At 72.2% G+C, this 21,280-nt stretch carries 20 protein-coding genes; 14 read left to right on the top strand and 6 right to left on the bottom strand.

Annotated features, from left to right (window positions below; genetic code table 11):
• Positions 1–125: 125 nt before the first annotated feature.
• Both otr(A) and ACVHNB_RS17220 read left to right on the top strand, forming a co-directional pair.
• Entirely contained in the window at positions 126–2,048 is a 1,923-nt protein-coding gene (gene otr(A), locus ACVHNB_RS17225; protein WP_456228527.1) for a tetracycline resistance ribosomal protection protein Otr(A), read from the top strand.
• Positions 2,049–2,096: 48 nt separating this feature from the next.
• Positions 2,097–2,738, top strand: a complete 642-nt coding sequence (locus ACVHNB_RS17220; RefSeq protein ID WP_428950271.1) for a DUF4230 domain-containing protein — start codon at positions 2,097–2,099, stop codon at positions 2,736–2,738.
• 46 nt (positions 2,739–2,784) lie between these two features.
• Here the strand turns inward: ACVHNB_RS17220 and ACVHNB_RS17215 are convergent, their stop codons facing one another.
• Positions 2,785–3,606: a putative protein N(5)-glutamine methyltransferase gene (locus ACVHNB_RS17215; protein WP_456228526.1), complete on the bottom strand. Its 822-nt coding sequence runs from the start codon at positions 3,604–3,606 to the stop codon at positions 2,785–2,787.
• A 300-nt stretch (positions 3,607–3,906) separates the two neighbouring features.
• Between ACVHNB_RS17215 and ACVHNB_RS17210 the strand changes: the two genes are divergently transcribed.
• Positions 3,907–4,635, top strand: coding sequence for a 2OG-Fe(II) oxygenase (locus tag ACVHNB_RS17210; RefSeq protein WP_456228525.1), 729 nt, complete (start codon positions 3,907–3,909; stop codon positions 4,633–4,635).
• A 99-nt stretch (positions 4,636–4,734) separates the two neighbouring features.
• Positions 4,735–5,556 (top strand): slipin family protein, encoded by an 822-nt coding sequence (locus ACVHNB_RS17205; protein ID WP_456228524.1) that lies wholly within the window; start codon positions 4,735–4,737, stop codon positions 5,554–5,556.
• On the opposite strand, the gene ACVHNB_RS17200 is transcribed toward ACVHNB_RS17205, so the two are convergent.
• From ACVHNB_RS17200 to ACVHNB_RS17190, 3 genes are all read right to left on the bottom strand, one after another.
• Positions 5,516–6,937, bottom strand: coding sequence for an MFS transporter (locus tag ACVHNB_RS17200; protein WP_456228523.1), 1,422 nt, complete (start codon positions 6,935–6,937; stop codon positions 5,516–5,518). The genes ACVHNB_RS17205 and ACVHNB_RS17200 overlap by 41 nt on opposite strands.
• Positions 6,934–7,389, bottom strand: coding sequence for a MarR family winged helix-turn-helix transcriptional regulator (locus tag ACVHNB_RS17195; protein WP_428950276.1), 456 nt, complete (start codon positions 7,387–7,389; stop codon positions 6,934–6,936). Before ACVHNB_RS17195 ends, ACVHNB_RS17200 begins: the two co-directional genes overlap by 4 nt.
• Before the next feature lie 68 nt (positions 7,390–7,457).
• On the bottom strand, positions 7,458–8,084 hold the full coding sequence (locus tag ACVHNB_RS17190; protein ID WP_428950277.1) for a TetR/AcrR family transcriptional regulator: 627 nt from the start codon (positions 8,082–8,084) through the stop codon (positions 7,458–7,460).
• Between the two features lie 141 nt (positions 8,085–8,225).
• Between ACVHNB_RS17190 and ACVHNB_RS17185 the strand changes: the two genes are divergently transcribed.
• On the top strand, positions 8,226–9,668 hold the full coding sequence (locus ACVHNB_RS17185) for a cytochrome P450 (protein WP_428950278.1): 1,443 nt from the start codon (positions 8,226–8,228) through the stop codon (positions 9,666–9,668).
• Positions 9,669–9,904: 236 nt separating this feature from the next.
• Here the strand turns inward: ACVHNB_RS17185 and ACVHNB_RS17180 are convergent, their stop codons facing one another.
• Positions 9,905–10,648 (bottom strand): MgtC/SapB family protein, encoded by a 744-nt coding sequence (locus ACVHNB_RS17180; RefSeq protein WP_456228522.1) that lies wholly within the window; start codon positions 10,646–10,648, stop codon positions 9,905–9,907.
• Positions 10,649–10,760: 112 nt separating this feature from the next.
• Between ACVHNB_RS17180 and ACVHNB_RS17175 the strand changes: the two genes are divergently transcribed.
• From ACVHNB_RS17175 to ACVHNB_RS17135, 9 genes are all read left to right on the top strand, one after another.
• Positions 10,761–11,018 (top strand): hypothetical protein, encoded by a 258-nt coding sequence (locus ACVHNB_RS17175; RefSeq protein ID WP_428950280.1) that lies wholly within the window; start codon positions 10,761–10,763, stop codon positions 11,016–11,018.
• 92 nt (positions 11,019–11,110) lie between these two features.
• Positions 11,111–12,400, top strand: coding sequence for a cytochrome P450 family protein (locus ACVHNB_RS17170; protein WP_456228521.1), 1,290 nt, complete (start codon positions 11,111–11,113; stop codon positions 12,398–12,400).
• A 19-nt stretch (positions 12,401–12,419) separates the two neighbouring features.
• Entirely contained in the window at positions 12,420–13,208 is a 789-nt protein-coding gene (locus ACVHNB_RS17165; RefSeq protein ID WP_456228898.1) for an arylamine N-acetyltransferase family protein, read from the top strand.
• 87 nt (positions 13,209–13,295) lie between these two features.
• Entirely contained in the window at positions 13,296–14,447 is a 1,152-nt protein-coding gene (locus tag ACVHNB_RS17160) for a substrate-binding domain-containing protein (RefSeq protein WP_456228520.1), read from the top strand.
• Between the two features lie 103 nt (positions 14,448–14,550).
• Positions 14,551–15,903 (top strand): ABC transporter substrate-binding protein, encoded by a 1,353-nt coding sequence (locus tag ACVHNB_RS17155; protein WP_428950283.1) that lies wholly within the window; start codon positions 14,551–14,553, stop codon positions 15,901–15,903.
• A 31-nt stretch (positions 15,904–15,934) separates the two neighbouring features.
• Positions 15,935–16,918: a carbohydrate ABC transporter permease gene (locus ACVHNB_RS17150; protein ID WP_428950284.1), complete on the top strand. Its 984-nt coding sequence runs from the start codon at positions 15,935–15,937 to the stop codon at positions 16,916–16,918.
• A complete protein-coding gene (locus tag ACVHNB_RS17145; protein WP_456228519.1) occupies positions 16,915–17,787 on the top strand; it encodes a carbohydrate ABC transporter permease in 873 nt (290 codons plus the stop codon). The genes ACVHNB_RS17150 and ACVHNB_RS17145 overlap by 4 nt, the downstream gene beginning before the upstream one ends.
• Before the next feature lie 23 nt (positions 17,788–17,810).
• A complete protein-coding gene (locus ACVHNB_RS17140) occupies positions 17,811–18,791 on the top strand; it encodes a hydroxyacid dehydrogenase (RefSeq protein WP_456228897.1) in 981 nt (326 codons plus the stop codon).
• Positions 18,788–20,659 (top strand): DUF2264 domain-containing protein, encoded by a 1,872-nt coding sequence (locus ACVHNB_RS17135; RefSeq protein ID WP_456228518.1) that lies wholly within the window; start codon positions 18,788–18,790, stop codon positions 20,657–20,659. Before ACVHNB_RS17140 ends, ACVHNB_RS17135 begins: the two co-directional genes overlap by 4 nt.
• On the opposite strand, the gene ACVHNB_RS17130 is transcribed toward ACVHNB_RS17135, so the two are convergent.
• Positions 20,647–21,276 (bottom strand): TetR/AcrR family transcriptional regulator, encoded by a 630-nt coding sequence (locus tag ACVHNB_RS17130; RefSeq protein ID WP_456228517.1) that lies wholly within the window; start codon positions 21,274–21,276, stop codon positions 20,647–20,649. The genes ACVHNB_RS17135 and ACVHNB_RS17130 overlap by 13 nt on opposite strands.
• Positions 21,277–21,280 lie beyond the last annotated feature (4 nt).

Raw genomic sequence — 21,280 nt, 5'->3', positions numbered from 1 at the left:
GCCGTGACCCGCTGCGCACCATAGGCGGGTCACACCTTTCGCCGTTCAGGAGACCCGCATGCGCCGATTCCTCGAAGCAGTTCAGCGACCCCGCCGGACCATCGTTTTCGAGGACTCGACCTTCCATGCAGACCCCGCAGGCTCGCACGACCCTGAACATCGGCATTCTCGCCCACGTCGACGCCGGTAAGACCAGCCTCACCGAGCGGCTCCTGTTCGACACGGGTGCCATCGACCGGCTCGGCAGCGTCGACGGCGGCGACACCCGCACGGACACCGGTGCGATCGAGCGGCAGCGCGGCATCACGATCCGCTCGGCCGTCGCGGCGTTCACCGTCGGCGACACCCAGATCAACCTCATCGACACCCCGGGCCACTCCGACTTCATCGCCGAGGTCGAGCGGGCCCTCGCGGTGCTCGACGGGGCCGTCCTGCTGATCTCCGCCGTGGAGGGTGTGCAGGCGCAGACGCGCGTGCTGCTCAAGACGCTGCGGCGCATGGGGCTGCCCACGCTCGTGTTCGTCAACAAGATCGACCGGGCGGGTGCCCGCGTCGCCCCGCTGCTCGACGACATCCGCCGCCGGCTGACCCCGCACGTGGTGCCGCTGAGCGACGTACGGGATGCCGGTACGCCGCGCGCCGCCGTCACGGCCCGCCTTCTCGACGACCCGGCGGTGCGGGACGCGGCCGCCCGGACGCTCGCCGAGGTGGACGACACGATCCTGGCGGCACTGGTGGACGGGCCGCCGCCGAGTACCGCGACCGTGCGCGCCGCGCTGGCGGCACGGACCGGCGACGGCACGGTCCACCCCCTGCTGTTCGGTTCGGCGATCGGCGGCCAGGGAGTCACCCAACTGGTGGATGCGGTGCGGGCGTTCCTCCCGGCTGCCCCACGGTCCGGGCCCGCGCCGGCAGAGCCGACCGGCACGGTCTTCGCGGTGCGGCGCGGGCCCGTCGGCGAACGGATCGGCTATCTGCGCCTGTACGGAGGTGAAGTGAGGGCACGTCAGAAGGTCACGTTCCTCAGGCGTGACGCCGAGGGCGGTTCGGAGCGGATCTCCGGACGGCTCACCGGGCTCCAGGTCGTCGGCCCCGGCGGCGACATCGCAGGGCCCGGCCAGATCGCCGAGGTGCGCGCCACGGCCGGGATCCGCGTCGGCGACCGGCTGGGTGAACTCACCGGTGACGGGGCGCGGTTCGCGCCGCCGACGCTCGAGACCGTGGCCCGGGCGGTCCGTCCCGGGCAGGGTGCCGCGCTGCGGGCGGCGCTGCTCGAACTCGCGGACCAGGACCCGCTGATCCATGCCCGCCCGGAACCCGACGGCAGCACCGAGCTCCTCCTCTACGGGGAGGTCCAGAAGGAGGTCCTCGGGGCCACTCTGGCCCAGGAGTACGGCATCGAGGCGGAGTTCCGGTCGAGCCGCGTCCGCTGCCTGGAGCGGCCCGCCGGCACGGGTGAGGCGGTCGAGGAGATGGGGCACCGCAGCACGACCGGGCTGCCCGCGACCGTGGGGCTCCGGGTCGCACCGGGACCGCTCGGCTCCGGGCGCGTCTTCTCGTACGCGACCGAACTGGGCGCTCTCCCCAGGGCGTTCCACCAGGCCATCGAGGACACGGTGCACGCGATCCTCGCCCGCGGCGGGCCGCAGGGCCATGCGGTGACGGACTGTCATGTGACGTTGATCCGCTCGGGGTTCGACTCCCCCGTGAGCGTCGCCGGCGACTTCAGGACCGTGACCGCGCTCGTCGTGCGCCGGGCCCTGGAGCGGGCCGGGACCCGGGTCTTCGAGCCGGTGCACTCCTTCGAGGTCGAGGTGCCGCTGGACACGCTCGCACCGGTGACCGCCCGACTGTCCGCACTCGGAGCCGAGTTCGGTGAGACCACGGGCGGCCGGGAGACGTGGCTGATCACCGGGGAGTTGACGGCGCGCAGGGTGCGGGAGATGGAACTGGCCCTGCCGGGTCTCACGCGCGGCGAGGGAGTGTGGTGGTCCCGGGTGTCGGGCGACCGGCTCGTCCGCACGCCCGGGGCGCTGCCCAAGGCGTGATCCGTCGATACGGTGGAACTAGACCTCCTGGGAAGGGAGGTATCCGTCATGACGTCGAGGGCTCTGCCACTGCCCCGTTGGGCGAAAGCCGTGGGTGTACTTGTCGTGGTGCTGGTGCTCGTCTTCACCGGGCTGCGCCTGGTGGACCGGTTGGACGTGTTCGGCACCGAGACGCACGACCGGTCGGGACCCGCGCTGCTCAAGTCGGTGCGAGATCTGAGCCGTTACGATGCCGCGTCCGGGAACTTCCAGGTCGTGGTCGACCTGGAGAAGGACACCAAGTACCTCCCGGACGCGATCCGCGGGACCCGGACCCTGTACATCGGGGCCGGCAGCGTGGACGCGTACGTGGACCTCGGAAAGGTCGGCTCCGGGGACGTGAAGGTGAACGACGAGCGGACGTCGGCGACGCTCAAGCTGCCGCATGCGCGGCTGGGCGACCCCGCGCTCGACACGGACCGGTCCTACGCCGTGTCGAAGCAGCGCGGTCTCCTCGACCGGCTCGGGGACCTGTTCTCCGACAACCCGAACGACGAGCGGGCCGTGCGCAAGCTCGCCGCCCGGCACATCGGTGAGGCGGCGCGGGACAGTGGCCTCACCGGACGTGCCGAGCGCAACACGACCGACATGCTGAAGGGGTTGCTGCGCTCACTGGGGTTCAAGGACGTGCGGGTGTCCTTCGGAACGTGAGCCCGGCGCCCTCGCGGGCGACGCCCCGCCCTCCGGGAACGGGCCCTCAGGCGCGCGTCGCGATGATCACCGTCGCGTAGAGGTCGTCGTCCTGCGCCACCCGTGGCCGCAGACCGGCGGAGCGGACGGCCGCCTCGGCGGCCGCGGCCTGGCGGTCGCTGGTCTCCACGAACAGCCGGCCGCCGGGCGCCAGCCAGCGCGGCGCCCCGGCGGCCACCCGGCGCAGAATGTCGAGTCCGTCGGCGCCGCCGTCCAGGGCCATGCGCCGCTCGTGGTCGCGGGCCTCGGGCGGCAGCAGCGGCACGTCGTCCGTGGGGACGTACGGGCCGTTGGCGATCAGGATGTCGACCCGGCCCGCCAGCTCGGGCGGCAGCGGCTCGTACAGGTCCCCCTCGTGGACCTCTCCCCCGAGCGGCTCGATGTTGCGCCGGGCGCAGCGCACCGCGGCCGGGTCGAGGTCCGCCGCGTGCAGCCGCGCGGGGCGCAGGTCGGCGAGCGCGGCGGCGACGGCGCCGCTCCCGCAGCACAGGTCGACGACGACGGCGCCCGGCGGGGTGAGCGCGTGTGCCTGGCGGGCCAGGAACTCGGTGCGGCGGCGGGGTACGAAGACGCCTGGGTCGACCGCGATGCGCAGGCCGCAGAACTCGGCCCACCCCACCACGTGTTCGAGGGGCAGTCCGGCGGCGCGGCGCTCGACCATGGCGGTCAGTTCGGCCGCGTCCCGGGAGCTGGACAGCAGGACGCGGGCCTCGTCCTCGGCGAAGACGCAGCCCGCGGCACGCAGGGTCGCGACGACCGGCGAAGGGTCTGCGGGGACATCGGAGGACGGCACGGAACGGGGCGACGGGGTTGTCGGCGGAAGCGACATGGCTGGTGGGTGACCTCTCGGGATACCGATGGGGCTCCCGGGCGCCGCACGGCCGCCGTCCCGCTCAGAGCGAACGGAGGGCTCGTACGACAGGAGAAGGGAGCTCCCGACCTGACACAGCGGTGATCGGACTCACCTCCTCGTTCCCTCGTGGCGCTGTTGGGCCCGGTCACACTACCTCACCGGACTCCGCGTCCGATTTCCGCCGGCATCCTCGCGCGGCCGCGACCAGTGTGGAGACCGTCAGCGGACGCACGGTCCCGGACCGACCCTTGTGCGAGTGGAACAGGAACGCCTCCCATGACCAGCACCTCTCTCGGCACGGCACAGGACCGGCTCGACGCCCTCGACTGGGCCGAACTCGCGGGAGAACTGGACGAGTTCGGCAGCGCCCTGACGTCGCGGCCGGTGCTCGCTCCGGACGAGTGCCGGTCCGTCGCCGCTCTCTACGACGACGCGGCACGGTTCCGCTCGACCGTCGACATGGCCCGGTACCGGTTCGGCCGGGGCCAGTACCGGTACTTCGGTCACCCGCTGCCCGAGCCGGTCCGGGAGCTGCGCGCCGCGTTCTATCCGCGGCTGCTGCCGATCGCGCGGTCCTGGGCCCGGCGGCTGAACCGGCCCGCGCCCTGGCCGGACGACCTCGGCACCTGGCTGGAGCACTGCCACGCGGCGGGCCAGACCCGGCCGACGCCGATCCTGCTGCGCTACGGGCCGGGCGACTGGAACGCCCTGCACCGGGACCTGTACGGCGAGCTGGTGTTCCCCCTCCAGGTCGTGATCGGCCTCGACGAACCGGGCGTGGACTACCGCGGCGGCGAGTTCCTCATGACCGAGCAGCGGCCGCGCGCCCAGTCGCGGGGCTTCGCGACGACCCTGACACGGGGGCACGCGCTGGTGTTCACGACCCGGGACCGGCCGGTGCGCTCGGTGCGCGGCTGGGCGAACGGCCCCATGCGGCACGGCGTGAGCACGGTCCGCACAGGCCGCCGGCACACGCTGGGGCTCGTCTTCCACGACGCCGAGTGACCGTGCTCCGAGCATGCCCCCCATGAGCGACGCTCGCTTTTGCCGACCGGTCGGACATATCGTTGCTTAAGCGGATGAATCGGACGGCTGGGGGTCGCCATGGTCCAGGAACTCCTGATCGCGGGCGCGGCGGCCGGCTCGGCCTGTCTGGTGTACGTCGCGGCGGCGGCCCGCGTGGTGAAGCAGTACGAGCGCGGAGTCATGTTCCGTCTGGGGCGGCTGTCGGGCGGTGTGCGCTCGCCCGGGTTCACCCTGGTGGTGCCCGGGGTGGACCGGCTGCGCAAGGTCAACATGCAGATCGTGACGATGCCGGTGCCCGCGCAGGACGGCATCACGCGGGACAACGTCACCGTACGGGTGGACGCCGTCATCTACTTCAAGGTCGTCGACGCGGCGAACGCGGTCGTCCAGGTCGAGGACTACCGGTTCGCCGTCTCCCAGATGGCGCAGACCTCGCTGCGGTCGATCATCGGCAAGAGCGACCTCGACGACCTGCTCTCCAACCGCGAGAAGCTCAACCAGGGCCTGGAGCTGATGATCGACAGCCCGGCCATCGGCTGGGGCGTACAGATCGACCGCGTCGAGATCAAGGACGTGTCGCTGCCCGAGTCGATGAAGCGGTCGATGGCCCGGCAGGCGGAGGCCGACCGGGAACGGCGGGCCCGCGTCATCAACGCCGACGCCGAACTGCAGGCGTCGAAGAAGCTCGCCGAGGCCGCCGGGGTCATGTCGGAGCAGCCCGCCGCGCTGCAACTCAGGCTGCTCCAGACCGTGGTGGCGGTCGCCGCCGAGAAGAACTCGACGCTGGTGCTGCCCTTCCCGGTGGAGCTGCTGCGGTTCTTGGAACGCGCTCAGCAGCAGCCGTCCGGCGTGGCGCCTCCTACCGGCCCGCCCGGCGCAGGGCCCGGTCCGTCACCGTGAGGGCCACGAGCAGGACGCCCAGGACGGCCGAGGCGGTCGCCATCAGGTGGAGTCCGGCGTCGTCGGCCCGCTGACCGTAGGCGAGAGCGATCAGGCTGGAGGCGGTGATGGCGCCGATGTACTGGGCGGTGCGCTGCAGGCCCGCGGCGGCGCCGATGTCGGCGGCGGGTGCGTACTCCTGGACCGCCGCCTGGTTGCTGGTCCCGATGAGGCCCTGCGGGATGCCGAAGCAGGCGCCCGCGAGGAGCAGGACCGCGAGCGGGGTGTCCCCGGACACGAGGGTGAGCAGGCCCGCCCCCGCGGTGAGCAGGACGCACGCGACGGTGAGCGGGGCGCGGATGCCCTTGGTGCGGGCGCCGAGCAGGGAGCAGACCAGTGCGGCGACGGACATCGGCAGAATCAGCAGGCCGGTGTGCCCGGAGGAGTAGCCGCGCCCCTCTTCCAGCCACTGGGTGTATCCGTACATGACGCAGTAGATGAGCAGGTAGCTCACCCCGTGGCGCAGGTAGGTGCGGGCGAGCGGGCCGTTGCCGGCGAGCATCCGGATGTCGATGAACGGGGTGCGGCAGCGCAGTTGCCACCACAGCAGTGCGGCCGTGAGGACGGCGAAGGGGGCGAGCAGCCACCACATGGGGTGGGCGAGGTCCAGGAGGAAGAACACCAGCACGGTCAGCGCCGTGGAGAACAGGCCGATCCCGAGCGGGTCGAGGGCGAGCCTGGGGGCCGGGCCGCTGGCCGTGGCCCGGGGCGGGTCGGCGGGGATCCAGGCGAGTGCGCAGGCGAACGCGACGGCGGCAACGGGCACGTTCACCGCGAAGATGCCGCGCCAGCCGACGACGGTGACCAGCAGTCCGCCGAGCGTCGGACCGACGGCCGCGCTGCCGAGCGCGGCGAAGGACAGCCGGGCCATGACCGGCCGCGGCGGGCGGCGGCCCACGCGGCGCCCCTCGTCCCGCAGGACGGCCATCGCGGCGGGGTAGGCGGCGGAGGTGCCGATGCCGAGCAGCAGCCGGGAGACGATGAGCCAGCCGAAGGTGGGGGCCAGGGCGCCGACGAGCCCGGAGGCGCACACGACGACGAGTCCGGCGAGGAAGACGCGGCGCGGGCCGAGGGCGTCGGCGAGTTTGCCGAGGACGGGCTGGGCGACGGCGCTGGCGAGGTAGAGGACGGAGATCAGCCAGGCCGTGTCGGCGGCGCCGATCCCGAAGTGGTGCCCGATCGCCACCAGCGCGGTGGAGATCATCGTGGTGTTGAGCGGGTTGAGGACCGAGCCGAGCAGCAGCGGGGCGGTGAGCCGGGCCCGGAATCCGGTCTCCGCCGGGGCGGACTCCCGGGGGACGGTGACGCGGGTGGCGGCTATGTCGCTCGCGTCACCGCTCACTTCTGCACCAGCCGCTCGAGGAGCAGGGTCGCTTCGGCGAGGGTGCGGCGCTCGGCGGCGTCGAGCTCGGAGGAGAGGGCCTGGGCGAGCCAGCCGTGCTTCGCGGCGCGCACGGAGTCCAGGGTGGCCCGGCCGCTGTCGGTGATCGACATGACGGACTGCCGCCCGTCGTTCGGATCCGGCGAGCGCGTCACGAAGCCCTGTTCCTCCAGGGCACCGATCGTCAGGCGCATGGACTGCGGGCGCACGTACTCGGAGCGGGCGAGCGCGGCTGTGGTGGCGGGCCCTTCCGTGCCGAGGCGCGCCAGGACCGTGCGCTGGGTGGGGGTGAGGAGGCTGTCCGGCGACGCGCTGCGCAGTCGGCGCGAGAGCCGCCCGACGACGGTGGCGAGGTCGGCGGCGATCCGCTCGGTGGGCGGCTCGGCGGCCGCGGGTCCCTGCGTTCCTGACATGCCTCCACCGTAGGAGATAGACAGGCAGCCTTGCAAGTTTTCCTTACGATCCCCGCGATTCCCTGAGGTCAGGGCTCCAGCGCGCCGAGCAGGGTCCGTGCGCACAGGTCGCGCACCTGCGCCCGGGTGAGCTCCCGCCCGTCGAGCCAGTCCAGGCAGACGGCGACGAGGAAGGCCAGCCAGCCGCGCACGGCCAGGCGCAGCACGGCCGGTTCCGGGAGCCGGCCCACGAGCTGCGGGTCGGCCTCGATGGCGGCCATGATCTGTGCCTCGTGGGCGGCGAGACCCTCCCGGTACACGGTGCGCACCGTGGGATCGCCCGCCGCCTCGGCGCGGTGGAAGGCCCGGAAACCCTCCGCGTGCGAGGCGACGTACTCGAGGAACGTGTCCAGGCCGGTCCCCAGCTGGTCACGGACCGGAACGCCGGGGACGGCCGCGGTCAGCCGCAGCATCCTGGCGCTCTCGCGGCGGACGACGGCGGCGAAGAAATCCCGCTTCGTCGGGAAGTAGTGGTACAGCAGTCCGCGCGAAACACCCGCGATCTCGGCGACCTGCTCGATCCAGACGTCGTCGTACGGATCCTGCGCGAACAACGTGGACCCCACGGACAGCAGTTGCTCCCGCCGCTCCTCGGTGCTCAGCCTGCGCCGGGTCCGCTCCCCCGACGTCCGCGCTCCCCCTCGCTCTGCGCTCATGCGGGCACCTTACTGGACGTCCGTCCGCTTACTTGACGTCGGTTCAACAACGGGACCACACTGTGGCGCATTATTGAATCCACGTCTAACAAGGTGCGGATGCGGTCTCAACCAGCCGCGCGCGCAGGGGAGATGGGCACGATGGCGCAGGTGACGCAGACGGCGGGGAGCGTGCTGCCCCGGGGCTTTCGCAGCGCCGAGCAGGGCTGGCCGCGCCTGGACCGGATCCCGCACCCGCCGCGCCGGGTGCCGCTGATCGGCGATGTGGTGGGCGCCAACGTCCGCACGCCGCTGCAGGACTCGATGCGGATCGCGGCCGAGCTGGGGCCGATCTTCCGGCGCAAGGGGTTCGGCAAGGAGATCGTGTTCGTGGCGGGCGCCGAGCTGGCCGCGGAGCTCGCGGACGAGTCGCGGTTCGCCAAGCACGTCGGGCTCGGGGTCGCGAATCTGCGGCCGGTGGCCGGCGACGGACTGTTCACGGCGTACAACCACGAGCCCAACTGGCAGCTGGCGCACGACATCCTGGCGCCCGGCTTCAGCCGTGAGGCGATGGCCGGCTACCACCCGCTGATGCTGGACGTGGCGGGGCAGCTGACGGCCGCGTGGGACGCGAGCGAGGCGGCCGGGCGGACCGTGGACGTGCCCGGGGACATGACGAAGCTGACCCTGGAGACCATCGCGCGGACCGGGTTCGGGCACGACTTCGGGTCGTTCGAACGCGAGCGCCCCCATCCGTTCGTGACGGCGATGGTGGGCGCGCTGTCCTTCGCCCAGCGCCGCAACGTCGTGCCGCCGCTGCTGTCGGTGCTGCTGCGCGGCGCGGAGAAGCGGAACGCCGCGGACCGCGCGTACCTGAACCGGACGGTCGACGAGGTGATCGCCGCGCGCCGTGCCTCGGGCGGCGGCCCCGGCGATCTGCTCGACCGGATGCTCGACGTGGCACATCCCGAGACGGGCGAGCGCCTCACACCGGAGAACATCCGTCGCCAGGTCATCACGTTCCTGGTGGCCGGGCACGAGACGACGTCGGGCGCGTTGTCGTTCGCGCTGCACTATCTCGCGCAGGACCGCGCCGTGCTCGCGAAGGCGCAGGAGGAGGTCGACCGGGTGTGGGGCGACACGCCCACGCCCGCGTACGAGCAGGTGGCCAAGTTGCGTTACCTGCGCCGGGTGTTGGACGAGTCGCTGCGGCTGTGGCCGACGGCTCCGGCGTTCGCGCGGGAGGCGGTCGCCGACACGACGCTGGGCGGGACGCACCCGATGCGGCGCGGCGCCTGGGCGCTGGTCCTGACGACGATGCTGCACCGCGACCCGGTGGCGTGGGGCGACGACCCCGAGTCGTTCGACCCGGAGCGGTTCGCGCCGCAGGCGGTGCGCGGGCGCCCCGCGCACGTCTTCAAGCCGTTCGGCACGGGGGCGCGGGCCTGCATCGGCCGTCAGTTCGCGCTGCACGAGAGCATGTTGGTGCTGGGGCTGCTACTGCGCCGCTACGACCTGCGGGCGGAGCCGGACTACCGGCTGAGGATCACCGAGCGACTGACGCTGATGCCGCACGATCTGCGGCTGCGTCTGACGCGCCGCTGACTCTTCCGGCGAGCGGGCGGGCGCGCGGAGTCGGTCCGGGCGCCCGGTCGCGGCCACCGTCGCCCCGGGGCCGATCATCGCGAGCCCGCCCGTACCGCCCATCAGGGCCGTGCGCTGACGGGTTCGGTCATGCTCGGATCATCCCGTGCGGCCCGCGGGTGCACGAGAGCGGCTTTCGCCCTGGGCCGCCGGGCCGGTCCGGCGCCCCGGGGCGGCCGACCGCGCACCGGCCGGCGCTATTCGTCCGCCGCCGACTCCATGGACGCCACGTCCAGCACCCCGTCGAGTTCGGCCAGGACGGCGACCAGTTCGGGGACTCCTGCGGCGCCTTCGATCTCCATGCGCACGGCCATGGTGCCGGGCCGGTCGGGCCGCTCCTCCCACTCGGTGCGGTCGGTGCGCAGTTCCACGACGCGGAAGCCGCGGCTCGTGCACTCCTCCAGGACGCGGGTCAGCACGCTGCTGCCGACCCGATAGGCGAGATGCAGACCCGAGCGCCGTTCGGTGGCCAGGGCGGGCACGCGCCGGCTCAGCCAGGGGTAACCGCGCACGACCAGGAAGTGGCAGGCGGTCGCCGCGAGGGCGAGCAGAGGCAGACCGCCGCCGCAGGCCATCCCTATGGCGCAGGTCAGCCAGACCGTCGCGGCGGTGGTGAGACCGCGTACGGCATCCCGGCGGACGAAGATGAGCCCGCCGCCGATGAACCCGATGCCGGAGACGATCTGCGCGGCGACCCGTGACGGGTCGAACGACACGCCGTCGAGCCCGAGCACGGAGTTGAACCCGTGCTGGGACACCTCCATGAACAGGGCGCTGCCCACGCCGACGAGCGTGTGCGTACGCAGCCCCGCGCTCTTCTGCTGGACGGCGCGCTCCGCACCGATCAGGGTGGACAGCACCAGTGCGAGCCCCAATTCGGCCAGTTGCCGGGCGCCTTGGCCCGCAGCGGGATCGAACAGGGGAACTGCGAGCGACGACAAAAGCGGATCCTTCCTTTCCGTTCTCACCCTGGCGCGCGGCTCAGGGCACTCACGAGGCTAGTCCCGCCCCATTGGAGAGGGATTGTCAGACCCGTGCGCAAGAGTGGGAGGCATGAACGGGATCAGGAACCTCGGCAAGCAGGGTCAGCAGACGAAGCACCACGAGGTGGCGGCGGCACAGGCGTGCCTGCGGCTGCTCCACACGGCGCGCGCGGCGCTCTCCGGCACGGAGCCACCGGCGACCGCGTCCGTGCTCGCCGTGCCGATCGCGGAGGCCGACGAGGCACTCCTGCGCGCCGGTCTCGCGGGCAACGAGGGGTGGCTGCTGGATCGGATCTACGACCTGGGCCTCGGGCCGCAGGCACCGTAGGATCCGAGGGCCGTCGCACTGGGGGGAGTCGACGGGCCGGTCAGGGCCGGGCACTCCCCCGTGCTCGTCACCCGACCTGTCTGGAGCCCCAGTTGACCTCCATCGACGATGCCACCGGTCCCCTCGGGGCCGCCGGCTCCCCCGCCTACCGCCTCGACCCGGCGGGCGGCTGCCCGCACGCGCGCAACGCCCGCTTCCTGGAGCGCGGCGCGGTCGCGCCGGTCGTGCTCCCCGGCGACGTGCCGGGCATGGTCGTCCTCGGCCACGACGCGCTCAGGGAGTTCCTCGCCCACCCCGACGTCGCCAAGGACGCCCGCCACTTCACGGCGCTGGCCGAGGGCCGGATACCACCGGGCTGGCCGCTGCGCACGTTCGCGACGGTGCGCGGCATGACGACGGCGGACGGCGAGGACCACCGGCGACTGCGGTCGCTGGTGAGCCGCGCGTTCACGGTGCGCCGGGTGGAGGGACTGCGGCCGCGTATCGAGCGGCTCGTCGACGAGCTGCTCGACAGCGTCGCCCAGCAGGCGGCCGCCGACGGTGTGGTGGAGCTGCGGTCGCGGTTCGCGCTGCCGCTGCCCATGCGGGTGATCTGCGAACTCTTCGGCGTGGACGAGGAGTTCAGGGACCGTCTGCATCACCTGTCGAGCCAGATCGTCTCCACGGACACGACCCCGCAGGAAGCCCTCGACGCGAACAAGGAGATGGTGGCGGTGCTCGCCCAGGTCGCCGCGGCCCGGGCGAAGGAGCCCGGGGACGACCTCACGAGCGCCCTCATCACGGCGCGCGAGGAGGACGGCGACCGGCTCGGCCAGGAGGAGTTGATCGGCACACTCATCCTGTTCGTCATCGCCGGTCACGAGACGACGCTGAACCTGATCACGAACGCGGTACGGGCGCTGTGCGCGCACCGCGACCAGCTCGCGCTGGTGCGTGCGGGGACGGCGACGTGGTCGGACGTCGTGGAGGAGACGCTGCGCTGGGACAGCCCGGTCAGCTACTTCCCGTTCCGCTACCCGACCCGGGACCTGACCGTGGGCGGCACGGTGATCCCGCAGGGCACCCCGGTGCTCGCGGGGTACTCGGGCGCGGGCCGCGACCCGGCCGCGCACGGTCCGGACGCCGACCGGTTCGACGTCACCCGCCCCGCGAAGAGCCGGCATCTCTCGCTCGGGCACGGCGCGCACTACTGCCTGGGCGCGCCGCTGGCCCGGATGGAGGCGACGGTCGCGCTGGAGCGGCTGTTCACCCGGTTCCCCGCTCTCGATCTCGCCGTGCCACGGGAGGAGCTGCCCGCGAACTCGGGTTTCATCGGCAACAGCGTGCGGCGGCTGCCGGTCCGGCCGGGACCCGACGCCGAGGCCGACGCCGACGGGCGGTGACACTGTCCGCATGGACCACATGGATCACCCCCGTACCGACGCCTACCTGGCCCGCATCGGGTCGGCACGCCCGGCCGCCCCGACCGGCGAGGCGCTGCGCGCCCTGCACCTGGCGCATCTGCGCACCGTGCCGTTCGAGAACCTCTCCGTGCACCTGGGCGAGGACATCACGCTCGACACCGACGAGCTGGTCGCCAAACTGGTCGACCGGCGACGCGGCGGCTTCTGCTACGAACTCAACGGCGCGTTCGCCGCGCTGCTCACCGCCCTCGGCTTCGAGGTGACCCTGCTGCAGGCGCGTGTCGTGGGCGAGGGCGGCACGCTCGGCATCCCGTACGACCACATGGCGCTGCGGGTGCGCGACGCCGAGGGCGCCGACTGGCTCGCCGACATCGGATTCGGCACGCACACGCACTTCCCGCTGGCGTACGCGGAGCGCGGCGACCAGAGCGACCCCGGCGGCGTCTTCCGCGTCGAGGACGCCGCCGACGGCGATCTGCTCGTGCTGCGCGACGGGGAGCCGCAGTACCTGCTCGACCAGCGCCCCCGCGCCCTGCGGGACTTCGACGCGGGCGCCTGGTACCACCGGACCTCACCCGCCTCGCACTTCACCCGGTCCCTGGTCTGTTCGCTGCTGACCGAGGACGGGCGGATCACCCTCAGCGGTCATACGCTCACCACGACGGTGGGCGAGGAGCGCACCCGCAGCGAACTGCCCACGGACACCGCGGTGCTCAAGGCCTACGACCAGCACTTCGGCATCGCTCTGGACCGCCTCCCGGGGGAACCGAACATCGCCGAGGGCTGACCTCGTCCGGCCCCCGCTGGTTATGCTGCCGCCGAAGCGTTCAGCAAAGCGCTCAAACGAACAGCGGGTGACGAGGGGGCCATCAGCATGCGCGAACCGGTCGATCTCAGGCGGCAGCGGATCCTCGCCGTCGTGCAGTCGCGCGGCGCGACCCGGGTCAGCGATCTCGCAGCGGAGCTCGCGGTGTCGGTGGTGACGCTCCGCCGCGACGTGGAGGAGCTGGCCCGCGAGGGCAAACTGCGCCGCGGGCACGGAGTGGCCCGCCCGGTCCTGCCGGAGACCGAGCGGGCGGCGGTCCCCGCGCCGCCGCCCACCGCGGACGGCGGCCCCGTCGCGCTCGTCGTCCCCGAGCGGCACGCCTACCTGTACGAGGCGCTGCACGGCGCGCGCACCGCTTTCGAGGGGGCCGGTGTCCGGATCGCGCTGCATATCGCACCGACCGCACCGGGAGCCGAACAGCCCATCGTGGAGCGGGCGTTGGCCGAGGGTGCGCGCGGTCTGCTGATCGCCCCGCGCTGGCGCAGCAGCGCGACGGAGGAGGCGGACTACGCCTGGCTGTCGCGCCTGGAGGTACCCGCCGTCGTGATGGAGCGCAGGCCGCGGCGCGGCAGCGCGCTGCACGCCGTGGACACCGTCTGCACGGACCACTGGTACGGCGTCCACCTCGCCGTCGAGCACCTCACCGGCCTCGGTCACCGGCGCATCGTGCTCGCCGCGCGCGACGACAGCCCGACGGCGCGGGCCATCCGCGCGGCGTTCACCGAGATCACGGCGGAGCACGGGGACGTCGACAAGTGGGCGGTGGCCCTCAGTTCGCCCGGCGCGGCCCCCGATCCCGGAGCGGAGAGCGCGGAGAAGGCGATCGAACTCCCGGCTCTGTTGGCCGAGTTGGGGGCGACGGCTGCCTTGCTGCACGGCGACGTGGACGCGTTGATGCTGGTACAGGCGCTGCGGGACGGCGGGGTGCGGGTCCCGGAGGACTGTTCCGTGATCGCGTACGACGATGTGGTCGCGGCGCTCGGCAGTACCCCGCTGACCGCCGTGTCGCCGCCGAAGGCGGATGTCGGCCGGGCGGCCGCGGAGCTGCTGCTGCGCCGCCTCTCCGACCGCAGCGCCGCCGGCGGCTCCGCGGGTCCGGTACGGCGTCTGGAGCTGTTGCCGGCGCTGGAGGTCCGCGGCTCGACGACCCGGGCGCCGGGCACCTCCGCCGTCCCGGCGTCAACTCCCGCTTCGGAATGAGCGTTTGACCGTTTCATTTTCTTCTGATCGATCTATTGACCAGGTCCGCTCAGCCGATCAGTATTCCCGTGACTCGAACACGCAGGAGCCGCGGGAGGCGCCCATGCCTGGTCGACAGAGCCGTCGATCCGTGCTCGCCGCGATCACCGCGCTGCCGCTGACGGGCGCCCTGAGCGCCTGCGGCGGGAACGACAGCGCGTCCATTCGATCCGGGAGCACCAGCAAGTCCGGTACCAAAGGCACGACCACCATCACGTTCTGGTCCGCGCTGCGCGGCAGCCAGGAAGTGGTGGACGCGTTCAACAAGACGCACGACCACATCAAGGTCGTCTTCGAGCAGATCCCCTCCGGCACGCAGGGCGGGTACCTGAAGCTCAGCAACGCGGCACGGGCGGGCAACGCCCCCGACGTCGCCACCATCGAGTACCCGCAGCTGCCGGGGTTCGCGATCGACGGTGTCGCACGGGACATCACCTCGATGATCAGCGACGAGCTGCGCTCGAAGCTGCTGCCGCAGTCGCTGGGCCAGACGACGTTCGAGAAGCACACGTACAGCGTGCCCCTCGACATCGAGCCGATGGTGATGCACTACCGCAAGGACCTCTTCGGCCACTACGGCTTCGACGTCCCCACCACCTGGGACGAGTACGCCGAGCTCGCGCGCAAGGTGCGCCGTACCGGCGGGGGCCGCAGGATCGCCACCTTCCCCACGGACGGGATGACGCAGTTCGCCGCCTGGTCCTGGCAGGCGGGGGCCACGTGGTTCGACACGTCGAAGGGCGCGTGGAACGTCTCCATGGCGGACGCGCCGACCCGGAAGGTGGCCGCCTACTGGCAGCGGCTCATCGACGAGGACCTCGTCTACGTCAACTCCTCCACCGCCCGTCTCTACGACGCGCAGATCGGCAACGGCCTGGTCCTGACCCGGCTCAGCGGCGCGTGGGACGCGGGAGCGCAGATGAACGCCCGGCCGGAGCAGAAGGCCAAGTGGCGGATCGCACCACTGCCCCAGTGGACCCCCGACCGGCCCTCGCTCGGCACGCACGGCGGCTCGACGTTCGCCGTGACGAAGAACAGCTCCCACCCCGAGGCCGCCCTGGAGTTCATCGAGTGGCAGGTCTCCCACCCCGACGCCCTCAAGGCGCGGCTGTCGAGCGGCGCGAGCAGTCAGTACCCGGCGGCGACCGAGCTCATCGAGGTGGGCCGCGCCGCGTTCGACCGGACGTACTACGGCGGCCAGGACATCTACGCGCTGTTCGAGGAGGAGGCCCACAAGATCCGCGACGGCTGGGTGTGGGGTCCGCGGATGACCGCCACCGCCTCCGTCATGCAGGACTCGTTCGCCCGCGCGGGCGCCGGTTCGGGCACCGTCCTGTCGTCCGTGCGCGCCGCGCAGGAGGGCACGATGCCCGACCTGAAGGCGCTCGGTCTCGCCACCACCCAGCACTCGACATGACCGCCCGCACCCCGAAAGGCAGGTGACCTCCATGACCGCGACCACGCACGTCCCTTCGTCGACCACCGCGCCGCCCCGGACGGCCGGCGTCTCCCCGCAGCAGGCGCACCGGGCGGCCAAGCGCCGGCGCAACGGCGCCGCGGGCATCCTGATGACGCCGTTCTTCATCCTCCTGACCCTGGTCTTCCTGATCCCGGTCGGCACGGCGGTGTGGCTGAGCTTCTTCAGCGACGACCAGCCGGGACTCGGCTTCGGCCCCGAGCGGACCGTGTTCGTGGGGCTGCGCTCGTACGCCGCGGTGCTCACCGACCCGACGTTCCTGTCCGGGCTCGGCACGGTCGCGCTGTACTGCGTGATCTACATCCCGCTGATGGTGATCGGCTCCCTGGCGCTGGCGCTGCTGCTCGACTCGGGGGTCGTACGGCTGCGCGCCTGGGCCCAGTTGGGCCTGTTCCTGCCGCACGCCGTGCCCGGCATCATCGCCTCGCTGATCTGGCTGTATCTGTACACGCCCGGCATCAGCCCGGTCATCGAGGTCCTCGGCAAGGCCGACATCACGGTCGACTTCCTGGGTCTGCACACCACACTGCCGTCGATCGTGAACATCGCCCTGTGGAGCAACCTCGGCTACAACATGGTCGTCTTCTACGCGGCCCTGCAGGCGGTCCCGCGTGAGGTGCTGGAGGCGTCCGTGGTCGACGGCGCCGGCCCGGTACGCACCGCGCTCCAGGTGAAGACGCCGCTCGTGCGCTCCTCGATCGTCATGGTCGCGATGTTCACGCTGATCTGGGCGCTGCAGCTGTTCACCGAACCGATGCTGCTCCACCAGTCCTCCCAGATGATCAACTCGCGGTTCTCGCCGAGCATGTACATCTACGACGCGGCCTTCAGCCGCAACAACTACTCGCTCGCGGCCGCCGCGTCGGTGATCCTCCTGATCATCACGATCGCCCTCTCCTACGGCGTCACCCGCTGGACCAACCGCGTCGACGCGGCCGAGGAGAACGCCCGATGAGCACCGCCGAGCCGATGAACTCCACCCTGCTGCGCCCGCGTCTGCTGGGCCGGGCCACCGTCAACGTGGTCGTCACGATCTCCGTCCTGTACACGCTGCTCCCGGTGCTGTGGCTGGTGCTCGCATCGTCGAAGTCCCGCGACGCCCTGTTCAGCAGCAACATCCTGTCGTTCAGCGACTTCTCGCCGGTGCAGAACATCAAGGACCTGTTCGCGATGGACGGCGGTCTGTACGGGCGCTGGTACGGCAACAGCCTGCTCTACGCGGTCCTGGGCGCGGCGATCGGAGCGCTGATCAGCGTCGCCTGCGGCTACGCCTTCGACAAGTACCACTTCCGGCACAAGGAGAAGCTGTTCGGCCTGGTGCTCGCGGCGGTCATGGTGCCGCAGACGGTTCTGGCGCTGCCGCTGTACCTGATCGCGTCCGAGACGGGCGTGGTGAACACGTTCTGGTCGGTGTTCGTCCCGGTCCTCTTCAACCCGTTCGGGGTGTATCTGGGCCGCATCTTCGCCCAGGGCTATGTACCCGACGAGGTTCTGGAGGCCGCGCGGGTGGACGGCGCCGGTGAACTGACGACGTACGTCCGGGTCGCCCTGCGTATGCTCGGCCCGGGTCTGATCACGGTCTTCCTCTTCCAGCTGACCGCGATCTGGAACAACTTCTTCCTGCCGATGGTGATGCTGTCGAACCAGGACCTGTATCCGGTGAGCCTGGGCCTCTATCAGTGGAACAGCCAGGCGTCCGTCTCTCCCGAGTACTACCCGGTGGTGATCATGGGTTCGCTTCTCGCGGTCCTCCCCCTCATTCTCGCGTTCATCCTCCTCCAGCGGTTCTGGCGGTCCGGTCTGACGGCGGGGGCGGTCAAGTGACCCTGCCCCGCGTGGCGTTGGCCATGTCCCCCCAGGCCGCGGCGGCCGTCTTCACGCCCCGGTCCACGGCCGCGCTCACGAAGGTCTGCGACCTGGCGCCCCTGCCCGTACTGGACGACCTGACGACGGCGCGGGCCCGAGAGGTCCTCGCCGACGTCGAGCTCCTCGTCACCGGATGGGGGTGTCCGCGCCTCGACGCGGACGTCCTCGCGGCGGCGCCCCGGCTCAAGGCCGTGGTGCACGCGGCCGGTTCGGTACGCGGGCACGTCACCGACGCCTGCTGGGAGCGGGGCATCGAGGTGACCTCGGCGGCCGCGGCCAACGCACTGCCCGTCGCCGAGTACACGCTCGCGATGCTGCTGCTGCACGGCAAGCACGTGCTGGAGCGGGCCCGCGAGTTCCGGCAGACCCAGGACCGCGACGACTGGCTGCTCACCTCGCACGCCGTCGGCAACTACCGGCGCACGGTGGGCCTGCTGTCCGCCTCCCTCATCGGACGCCGGGTGATCGAGTTGCTGCGGCCCTTCGACTTCGAGGTCCTGCTGCACGACCCGTACGTCACCGAGGCGGAGGCCGCCGAACTGGGCGTGGAGTGGGTGAAGCTGCCCGAACTGTTCACGCGCAGCGACCTGTTGAGCATCCACACGCCGCTGCTGCCGGCCACACGCGGTCTCGTCAGCCGTGACCTGCTGGCCTCCATGCGGCCGGGTGCCACGCTCATCAACACCGCGCGCGGCGCCGTCGTCGACCAGGAGGCGCTCACCGACGTGGTGCGCGCGGGCCGTGTCCGGGCGGTGCTGGACGTCACCGATCCCGAAGTGCTGCCCGCCGACCACCCGTTGTGGGACTGCCCGAACGCTCTGATCACTCCGCACCTCGCCGGTTCCCAGGGCAGCGAGTGGGAGCGGCTCGCCGACACGGCCGTCGGCGAGGTGGCGCGGTGGGCCGCGGGCGACGGTTTCGCCCATCCCGTACGACGCGAAAGGCTGGCGTTCCTGGCATGAGCATTCCGTTCGATCTTCCCGTGGAGAACCGGGAGCTGAGCCCGTACACCGGCTACGCCCGCGCGCACTGGGAAGCCGTCGCCGACGGGCTGCTCGGCGCGGCCTGGCGCTGGGCCACGCCGCAGGGCGCGCTGCTCGACCTGCCGGGCCGGCCGTCCGCGTCGGGGGTCCGCTCGGACGGCCTCGAGGGCTTCGCCCGTACGTTCCTGGCGGCCGGGTTCCGGGTCGCGGGCGCCGACGGCAAGGATCCGCACGGCTGGCTGGAGCGGTACGCGAGCGGCCTGACGGCGGGTACCCGCACGCCCGGCGCGGACGACGCCGAGTCGTGGCCGCTGATCCTGGACCACCATGTGCAGGGCCAGCCGATGGTCGAATCGGCGTCGGTGGCGCTCGGTCTGATGCTGACGCGGCCGTGGCTGTGGGACCGGCTCGACGGCGACGTGCAGGACCGGGCGGAGAAGTGGCTGCGCGGCGCGATCACGCATACGCCCGCGCCCAACAACTGGTACCTCTTCCCCTTCATGGTGGCGTCGTTCCTGGAGTCGGTGGGCCGCGGCGACGGGGCCACGACGCGCGCCATGGAGCGGGCCCTGGACCTGATGGAGACGTGGTACCGGGGCGACGGCTGGTACGCGGACGGGGACGGGCGGGCCTTCGACCACTACAACGGGTGGGCGCTGCACCTGTATCCGCTGCTGCACGCCCATCTGTCGGACGACACGGCGCTGTCGGCCCGGTTCGGTCCCCGGCTGCGCGAGCACCTGGACGGCTTCTCGCTGCTCTTCGGCGGGGACGGCGCGCCGATCCACTTCGGCCGTTCGCTGACGTACCGCTTCGCGGCGTCGGCGGCGATCGGCGTCGGCGCCGTCACCGGGCACACACCGCTGTCGCCGGGCACGTCGCGCCGCCTCATCAGCGGCAGTCTGCGCTACTTCCTGGACCGGGGCGGCGTCACGGACGAGGGCCTGCTCAGCCTGGGCTGGCACGGCCCGCACAGCGCGACGCTCCAGCCGTACTCCGGGCCCGCGTCCCCGTACTGGGCGTCGAAGGGCTTCGTGGCGCTGCTCGCGCCGGAGGACCATCCGCTGTGGACCGCGACGGAGGAGCCCGCCCCGAGCGAGGGCCCCGACCGGGTGCTCGCGCTGCCGGCGCCGGGCCTGCTCGTGCAGTCGACGCAGGACGACGGGATCGTGCGGCTGCACAATCACGGCAGCGACCATGTCCGCCCGCACGAGGGCGAGTTCGCGGCGCAGGACGACCCGCTCTACGGCCGCCAGGCATACTCCACGCACACCGGCCCGACGTCCCTGACGAACGTCGCGGACAACCATCTGTCGGTCGAGGTCGGCGGCGCCGCGAGCGTACGGCGCCGGATCCGTCCGCTGGGCGCGGGGCAGGGCGACGGGTGGGGCTGGGCGGCGTCCTGGCACCGCCCGGTGTTCGCGTCCGGGCCGCCGATGGTGCCGGGGCTGCGGGTCGAGAGCGTGACCGTGGTGCGGGGCCGGCACGAACTGCGGGTCCACCGGGTCGTGGGCGCCCCGCACGGGGCCCGCGTGACGCTCACCGGGTGGCCGACGGAGGCGCTCCGCTCGGAGTTGGTGGGGCTGTACGGGTGGGGTGAGCCGGACTCCGTGCGGGCGCCGGAGGGGACGGCGTACGAGGCGTGGGTGCGGGTGCCGCGGCTCTCGGCGGGTGTCGAAGGGGGCGGGATCTTCGTGGCGCTGGCCGCTCTCGGCGGGGAGTGCGATGTCCCGCTCGCTGATGCCGTGGCCGATGTTTCCGTCCATGACGGGGAGTTGAGGGTGCGGTGGGCCGACGGGTTCGAGTCTGCCGTCGGGTTCGAGCCGCTGCGCGTTCAGTGCCGGTGAGCGGGGGCTGGTCGCGCGCTTCCTCGCGCCCCTGATGGATCGAGCTGTGCCTGAACGGCCGGGGCGTACCTGGCCACCACCGCGTCGACGTCCGCGGCCCGCACATGCGGACCGCGGGCGATGCCGTACATGACGCCGAGGCCGAGCAGCATCGACACGGCCAGTTCGGCGCGCAGGCCCGCGTCCTCGCCGGTGAGGCGTTCGGTGAGGCGGCCGCTGACCTGGGCGCGGAAGTTGGCCCGCAGGATCTCGCCCTGTTCGCCGTGGAGCGGGGCGAAGACGATGCGCAGGATCGGGTCGGCGCCGCGCTCGGCCTGCCCGGTCAGTACGTGGCGCACCATGTGCGGGCCGAGTTCCGCGAGGGGGGCGTCGAGGAAGGACTCCACGTCGGCTTCGAAGTTCATGACGCGGGAGAACAGGGCGTCCTTGTTGCCGAAGTACTTGAGGATGAGCGGCGGGCTGACCCCGGCCCGGTCGGCGACCGCCCTGAGCGTGATGTCGCCGTGCGCGTGCCGGGCGAGCAGGTGCCGGGCCGCCCGCACGATGGCGGCCTTGGTCGCCTCGGCATCGCGTCGGCCCGTGCCGGGTTCCTGCTCGTCGGCGTACGCCGTGGTCATCGCG

The organism is Streptomyces sp. YJ-C3 (assembly GCF_053891275.1).
This window is presented reverse-complemented; position numbering and strand designations above follow the sequence as displayed.